Here is a 7,277-nt window from a genome sequence, read left to right as displayed (position 1 = left end):
AGCCAAGCGGTAAGGCAACGGACTTTGACTCCGTCATTCTCAGGTTCGATCCCTGAATCCCCAGCCATTTATATGCGGAAGTGGCTCAGCGGTAGAGCATCGCCTTGCCAAGGCGAGGGTCGCGGGTTCGATTCCCGTCTTCCGCTCCAATTTTACACATCCAAAACACCTTGCAATGCAGGGTGTTTTTTTGTTATGAATAAGACATTAATAATGATGAGGGGTTCGCGATGCGCAAATTAGTATTTTTTGTAGGCGGTGCAGGAGCAGGCAAGACGACATTGGCAAAAGTGCTGGCAAAGAGGCGCAGTGTGGCCATTATTGATATGGATACGGTGCTTAGGCCGGCAGCTGTTGCGCTTATGACGCAGGCAGGACTTGATCCGAATGACCGAGATTCAAGTCTCTATAAGAAACTGTGCCGCGATTTAGGCTATCGCATTACGATGGATGCTGCACTTGAGAATATTGCTAATGACGGCGATATATTTGTAATCGGGCCCTTCACGAAAGAAACAGAGACCCCGGACTGGATTGAGCAGGAGCTCTTCGCAATCGGGGCCTCTTTATCAGACGTTGAGGTAAAGGTCGTATTCGTTTATCTCCGTGACGACAAGGTGCATTATGAACGAATTGTGCAAAGGGGATCTATACTCGATCAGTATAAGCTGGACAACTGGAGCGAGTTTAGTCCGTCTTTAGTGAGGAGAGAGCTGAAATGGAATATTCCAGCATCCTCAGTGCTTTATTTTGACAACTCCACGCCTCTAAACGAGCAGTCTTTAGCATCTCTGGATCAATTCGTGTATGGTGGAGACGCGTTCTAATAGCACGAACATAACAGTAGTTGAGTACCGTATGAGCATTAAAGCTTATTAGCCGTTAGTTGTTCGAAAAGCTCCTTCGTTCTGGCGGCGTCTTTCTCATTAAAAATAACGGTTAAGCCGTCAAGCTGCATGGTAATGTACGGCGGTGAGTTTTTAAATACATATAGCTTGGCAGCACCCAGCTTCTCTAAGGAAAAGTTGCCACGGGCATATTCGGCTGTCGCTGTGCCATTTGTTCTAAATCCGCTTGGGAGCGTTTCTTCAAGCGCAATTCCCTTAACATCGCTTAAATTAAAGCTGTAATCGTATAAAGGATAATCGATGGACACAATACCGTCCTCTTTAATAGTTAGAGTAGGAGCTGTATTGTCAGATTGCACAATAAAAGCAGTCAAAGGAATGACGATTACAAGGACAAGCACGATGCCGCCGTATTGAATCCATTTTCCGGCCCGGGTTGCCATATTGACCGTTGTACCAATTCCAACACGCTTAGGAACCATGATCGTCTGATCATCCGGGTTGTAGTAAGTAGAGCCATTAATCCAGTAGTGGTCGTCATCGGCTACAATACTTTGGCCGTCTGTTTCGGCAAGGCTTTCTTCAACTGCCTGTATCTTGTTATGTACAAAAAAGATGCTGCATAGCGGCAAGAGGGATACCATGACAATACCAATCATCCACTGCGTAAAGCTCAGCGAGCTCCCCTGTGTTAAAATCATATAAGCAACAAAAGCATTAATGCTCTCAAAAACAGCAAGGCTAGGCCAAAGCATGGACCAATAACGACGTGCTGTACGGTTAATAGCGGCGTTGATGTCGTGGTTTTTGCTGTACACCTTCGTCTTCATTTTGCCAAAGGCAATGTAAATGATGTATAAGATCGCAGTCATCGCGAGTGAGGCAATGCCGGTCATTTTTAAGAGAACGTCGCTGTTAAACAAGGAAACGATAATAGGGACGACAGATAAAAGTGTGGGAATTAGGAACCAATAAGGAGAAACAAGCACCGATTTTTTGAGCTGCGTTACTTTGGTATCGATACGGATCACTCGTTTTTCTCCGACAAACCATTGTTTATCCCGTTTGAGAGCAGCGGCTTTATGATGGATTTTGTTGAAAGGAAGTTTGGATGTATACAAAAAAATTGCAAACCAAAGCAGCATGTAAGTAAAGGCTAATGAAAAGTATTTATCGAGCAGGAAAAAAGGGACTAAGGTTATTAACGTAATGCCAGCATACGAAAAATATGATTTTTTATATTTTTCTTGAAGCTGCTTCATTTCTGCATCCTCGAAGGCATGTGCAGGAAACGTAACGCCAAACAATATATGATTGCTTGGTACGGCTTGCTTCAAAAACATAACAAGAATAGTGATGTAGGCAATAGCTGCTGGAACGATTAAAATAATATTGTTCATGAAAGGTCTCCTATTCTGGCAGGGGATGATTTTTGCTCATTGCGGCTTTAAAGATGTTCGAGCAAATGTGCATAAATTGTTCTTGCTCGATACCTTTGAGACTAGCCTCAGAAATAACAAGCTTTAATTCATGCTCCAGCTTTTGGCTAAAATCGGCTTGCTTGCTCCATTCGGTGCGTACCTTGGCCCCATGACGGCGATCAATAGATATGTATCCCTCGTTTTTGAGAAGGGCATAGGCTTTGTTCACGGTCATGGCATTTACCCCTAAATCATCAGCGAGCTGTCTTACCGTTGGCAATTTCTCCCCATAATTGAGTCCGCCTACGCCAATTCCGATGACAATTTGGTTGCGGAGCTGGACGTAGATCGGTATATCACTGTTGTAGTCGAGCGTCATAATCATCGGATCACCCCTAGCAATAAAGTATCATTTGTATTAGAGATGTTAATACAGATTATACAAAATGTCAAAATGCGGCTGAATCATTTGGACAGGCAGTCCCTGGCATGGCTATAATAAACAGAAGAAGACTTTCCTCATTTCATAAAAATATAATAAGCGATTAGCCAATAAATCTATTTTTCAAGGAGAGACGATTATGATCAGATTCGGCGTTATCGGTACAAACTGGATTACGGAGTCATTTATTTCTGCGGCGAGCGAGGTTGAAGATTTCAAACTAGCTGCTGTCTATTCGCGTTCGATAGAAACAGCGAGTACATTTGCGGAGAAACATAGTATTGCTGCTACATTTACGGATATCGAAGAGATGGCGGCAAGTGGACAAATTGATGCGGTATACATTGCTAGTCCAAACTCATTTCATGCCGCTCATGCGATTGCTTGCATGAAGCATGGCATTCATGTGCTCTGCGAGAAGCCGATCGCTTCAAATGCGCATGAACTGCGCCAGATGATTGCGGCTGCGAAGGAAAACGGCGTGCTGCTCATGGAGGCGTTAAAGTCGACGATGCTGCCAGGGTTTAAGGCTGTACAAGACAACATCGACAAGCTTGGAACGATACGGCGTTATTTTGCGAGCTATTGCCAGTATTCGTCTAGGTACGATGCCTATAAGGCGGGTACGGTGCTTAACGCTTTTAATCCTGTATTCTCAAACGGGGCGCTTATGGATCTTGGCATTTATTGCGTCTACCCGCTTGTAGCCTTATTTGGCAAGCCGGATGTGATTAAAGCGACTGGTGTCATGCTGGATTCTGGCGTGGATGGGGAAGGAAGCATCGTTCTTCAGTATGAGAGTATGGATGCGGTCATCATGTATTCCAAAATTACACATTCATCGCTGCCATCGGAGATTCAAGGGGAGAACGGCAGTATCGTAATCGACAAGATTAGTGAAATAGGGAAGGTTGAAATCCAATACCGCAACGGAACAAGCGAAGATATTTCGCAGCCTTCAAATAGCAAGTCGATGTACTATGAAGCGAAGGAATTTATCGAGCTGATTAGAGCTGGACGTACGGAGTCATCCATTAACACGTTTGCAAATTCACTCGTGACGCTGGAGATTATGGATGAGGCAAGAAAGCAGATTGGACTCGTCTACCCTGCCGATGCTATAGAAACGAAATAATATAACAGGAGCGGCGTGCAGCCGCTTCTTTTTTTATATCCTTATTCGTGACTAATTGCCTATTTTTCACAGCAGCCGTTGACAAAGGGATTTAATAATGTCATTATGATAATATCAAATTGAATAAATGACATGGATCGGAGTGCAGCAGCAATGGTCGAAAATGAATCCAATTACGCAGCAGATCATTACCGATCACCTGATGGCGCACCAGCAGATATCGTCATCTTTACGATCGTAACGACAGAAAGGCAAACGCCTAAGAAGGCGCTGCCTACGAGGGAGCTGCAGGTGCTGCTGATCAAGCGGAACATATGGCCCTTCGAAGGGCAATGGGCGCTGCCAGGCGGCTTTACGATGGAAAATGAGACGGTATATGACTGTGCTATACGCGAGCTGCAAGAAGAGACAGCGGTTGAGGACGTGCATATCGAATATTTTAACGTGTATAGCACGCCTGGCCGTGATCCAAGGGGCTGGATTATCTCGCATGCTTTTCTAGCGCTCGTTAACGAATGTACACTTGAACAAAGGGCTGCGGCTGTAGATGCATCGGATGTGCAATTGTTTACAGTCGAAGAAGCGCTTCAAATGGATTTGGCGTTTGACCATAAGCAAATCTTGACCGACGCGCTGCAAGAGATTCGCAAGAAAATGCTGACTACGAAGATAGCGAAGGAGTTTCTGCCAGAGGAGTTTACGCTTAGTGAGCTGTATCAGGTAATAAAAACGGTTGTTCCTGACTTTGAGGAGAAAAATTTTATTCGCAAATTGACGTCAACGAAAAGCCGCAGCACGATTATTGAGGAGGCGACGGATACGAATGGAAATCCGAAGCAATCCAATCAATATTCGCAGCGAGCAGCGCAATTGTACCTTTTTACAAAGGAAGAGCCAAGATTGTCTATTTATAGCTGAACGCTTACGAGGAGAGTGATGTCATGCTGAAGTTTAATGGAGTAGAGCTTGGGTTAAAACAGTTTCCGAATGGGGAGACGCTCATAAATGGCGATGAAATCCTTACGCATATGGCGGAATTCAATACGATCGTATGGAAATATGAGAATGATGGCGATCTGGTTAAGCTGATGTTCATCAAGAGCTATCTCGATGATCGGCGCGTTAAATGTACGTTGACCATTTATTATTTGCCGTACAGCCGAATGGATCGAGTCGAAGGTGCTTCTGCCTTTACGTTAAAATATACAGCTGCCTTTATCAATAACATGAACTTTGAATCGGTTACGATTATCGAGCCGCATTCCGATGTATCGCTTGCGCTGATCGATCGAAGTATCGGCAAATATCCAACGATTCAGCTGCTTGAGCAGGTCGCGAACGAAGTAGGTTTTGATTTGGAGAAGGACTATCTTTTTTTCCCAGATGCAGGGGCGCAGAAACGGTACAGCAAGGTTCAAGGTTACCAGCAGCTGGTAGGCTACAAAGCGAGAGATTTTCAGACCGGCCAAATCAAGAGTCTGGATGTCGTAGGACATATTCCGCGTGAGGGCTTTAAGGCCATCATTGTTGATGATCTTTGTTCGTATGGCGGCACGTTTATGCTTAGCGCAGAGAAGCTGACGGCACTTGGAGCCACGCATATTTATTTGCTGGTAGGACACTGCGAGCATTCGATCTATAAAGGGAAAATATTAGAGACTGATCTTATTGATAAGGTGTATACGACCGATACCATACTTCATCAAGCAGAGCATGACAAAATTCACGTATTCGCAATGGGAGGCCTATAAGATGACGCAAACATTCGTTTATCCAGCTACGCTGCTATGTGACTTTTACAAGGTGAGCCATAAAAATCAGTATCCAAAAGGAACGGAGCTCGTTTATTCGACGTGGACCGCTCGCACAAGCCGACTAGATGATATTAACGAGGTTGTCGCTTTTGGCTTCCAATCGTTTATCAAACAATATCTCATCGATTATTTTAATGAGCACTTCTTTGCAAGAACAAAGGCAGAGGTAGCGCATGAGTACAAGAGGCTCATTCAATATGCGCTTGGAGAAGCGAATCCCGATGCATCGCATATTGAGGAGCTGCACGATCTTGGATATTTGCCGATCAAGATTAAGGCGATTAAAGAAGGTGCATTAGTACCGATAAGAGTACCAATGCTGACTATTGAGAACACGAAGCCTGAATTTTTCTGGCTGACGAACTATTTGGAGACGTTGATGTCGTGCCAGCTGTGGATGCCGGCTACGAGCGCTACGCTAGCTTTCGAATATCGCAAAATTTTAGAAGCCTATGCTCTGCAGACAAACGGCGATACAGCAGGCGTACCGTTCCAAGGCCACGACTTCTCGATGCGCGGCATGGGTGCGCTTGAATCGGCGCTCGGCAGCAGCGCAGGCCATCTCCTATCGTTCACGGGAACAGATACGATACCAGCGATATTGTATTTGGAAAACTATTATAATGCGAATATAGAAAAAGAATTGGTGGGTACGTCGATTCCGGCAACCGAGCACAGCGTTATGTGCGCGCACGGACGTGACGAGATGGCATCGTACCGCTATTTGATCAAAGAGGTATACCCAAATGGCTTTGTCTCGATCGTATCGGATACTTGGGATTTATGGAGTGTGCTGGACGTGGTCATTCGCGGCTTGAAGGATGATATTATGAGCAGGGACGGCAAGGTGGTCATTCGTCCCGACAGCGGAGATCCGGTCAAAATCATTTGCGGCGACCCGGATGGAGAGAGTGAATTCGAGCGTAAAGGCGTTATTGAAATACTCTGGGATATTTTTGGCGGCACGGTTACAGAGAAGGGGTATAAGCAGCTAGATAGCCACATCGGGGCGATCTATGGGGATGCGATTACAATTTCGCGCTGCAAGGAAATTTGCGAGAAGCTGGCAGCCAAAGGTTTTGCATCGACGAATATGGTGTATGGAATCGGATCGTTCACTTACCAGTACAATACGCGGGATACATTCGGCTTCGCATTAAAATCGACGTTTACGATTGTGAATGGCGAGGAGCGCAAAATCTATAAGGATCCCAAAACAGATAATGGCGTGAAGAAGTCGCAGACAGGTCTTGTCCTCGTTACGGAGCAGGACGGGAAACTTGCTTATACTGACAATCTTAGCGCAGCGGAGTACGAAGTTAGTAAAGCAGAGGATCAGCTCGAAGTAGTGTTTGAGGATGGGAAGCTAGTTCGCGATTTGACGCTGACTGAGGTGCGCGCGAACTTATTGGCTCATTTATAAGTTATTTATCCGTAAAAATAAGATGCTCCCTCGAGCATCTTATTTTTGGTTTATTATAAATGTGTTGACAGAAGTTGGGTGATCAGATTATTATGATGTAAATCAAATGAAAGGAGGTCGATGACAATGTTCGGACTAAATTTAGAACGTAATCATGCAACTAAATATAGCAAGTCCATTTCATCGGCCTCTTC

7 protein-coding genes and 1 tRNA gene are annotated in these 7,277 nt (G+C 44.9%); 6 read left to right on the top strand and 2 right to left on the bottom strand.

Annotation, left to right across the window (positions count from 1 at the left end; translation table 11 throughout):
* Positions 1-74 precede the first annotated feature (74 nt).
* Positions 75-149 (top strand) — tRNA-Gly (locus AB4Z45_RS22800).
* A gap of 81 nt (positions 150-230) precedes the next feature.
* On the top strand, positions 231-827 hold the full coding sequence (locus tag AB4Z45_RS22795; protein ID WP_441911770.1) for an AAA family ATPase: 597 nt from the start codon (positions 231-233) through the stop codon (positions 825-827).
* A 38-nt stretch (positions 828-865) separates the two neighbouring features.
* Here the strand turns inward: AB4Z45_RS22795 and AB4Z45_RS22790 are convergent, their stop codons facing one another.
* On the bottom strand, positions 866-2,248 hold the full coding sequence (locus tag AB4Z45_RS22790) for a DUF5808 domain-containing protein (protein WP_441911769.1): 1,383 nt from the start codon (positions 2,246-2,248) through the stop codon (positions 866-868).
* A 10-nt stretch (positions 2,249-2,258) separates the two neighbouring features.
* Complete coding sequence (locus AB4Z45_RS22785; protein ID WP_441911767.1) at positions 2,259-2,654, bottom strand: GntR family transcriptional regulator; 396 nt, start codon at positions 2,652-2,654, stop codon at positions 2,259-2,261.
* Positions 2,655-2,850: 196 nt separating this feature from the next.
* On the opposite strand from AB4Z45_RS22785, the gene AB4Z45_RS22780 reads away from it, so the two are divergent.
* From AB4Z45_RS22780 to AB4Z45_RS22765, 4 genes are all read left to right on the top strand, one after another.
* On the top strand, positions 2,851-3,846 hold the full coding sequence (locus AB4Z45_RS22780; RefSeq protein WP_441911765.1) for a Gfo/Idh/MocA family protein: 996 nt from the start codon (positions 2,851-2,853) through the stop codon (positions 3,844-3,846).
* Between the two features lie 153 nt (positions 3,847-3,999).
* Entirely contained in the window at positions 4,000-4,764 is a 765-nt protein-coding gene (locus AB4Z45_RS22775) for an NUDIX domain-containing protein (protein ID WP_339207124.1), read from the top strand.
* Between the two features lie 23 nt (positions 4,765-4,787).
* On the top strand, positions 4,788-5,597 hold the full coding sequence (locus tag AB4Z45_RS22770) for a ribose-phosphate pyrophosphokinase (RefSeq protein WP_441911763.1): 810 nt from the start codon (positions 4,788-4,790) through the stop codon (positions 5,595-5,597).
* A gap of 1 nt (position 5,598) precedes the next feature.
* Positions 5,599-7,083: a nicotinate phosphoribosyltransferase gene (locus AB4Z45_RS22765; protein ID WP_441911761.1), complete on the top strand. Its 1,485-nt coding sequence runs from the start codon at positions 5,599-5,601 to the stop codon at positions 7,081-7,083.
* Positions 7,084-7,277 lie beyond the last annotated feature (194 nt).

The organism is Paenibacillus sp. MCAF9, from assembly GCF_052114265.1.
Taxonomy (GTDB): Bacteria; Bacillota; Bacilli; order Paenibacillales; family Paenibacillaceae; genus Pristimantibacillus.
Note: the sequence above shows the minus strand (reverse complement) of the source record. Positions and strands in the feature narration are given on the sequence as shown.

Coding starts and splice junctions, on each gene's coding strand:
- AB4Z45_RS22795 (WP_441911770.1), top strand. CDS start 231: ATGCGCAAATTAGTATTTTTTGTAGGCGGTGCAGGAGCAGGCAAGACG.
- AB4Z45_RS22790 (WP_441911769.1), bottom strand. CDS start 2,248: ATGAACAATATTATTTTAATCGTTCCAGCAGCTATTGCCTACATCACT.
- AB4Z45_RS22785 (WP_441911767.1), bottom strand. CDS start 2,654: ATGATTATGACGCTCGACTACAACAGTGATATACCGATCTACGTCCAG.
- AB4Z45_RS22780 (WP_441911765.1), top strand. CDS start 2,851: ATGATCAGATTCGGCGTTATCGGTACAAACTGGATTACGGAGTCATTT.
- AB4Z45_RS22775 (WP_339207124.1), top strand. CDS start 4,000: ATGGTCGAAAATGAATCCAATTACGCAGCAGATCATTACCGATCACCT.
- AB4Z45_RS22770 (WP_441911763.1), top strand. CDS start 4,788: ATGCTGAAGTTTAATGGAGTAGAGCTTGGGTTAAAACAGTTTCCGAAT.
- AB4Z45_RS22765 (WP_441911761.1), top strand. CDS start 5,599: ATGACGCAAACATTCGTTTATCCAGCTACGCTGCTATGTGACTTTTAC.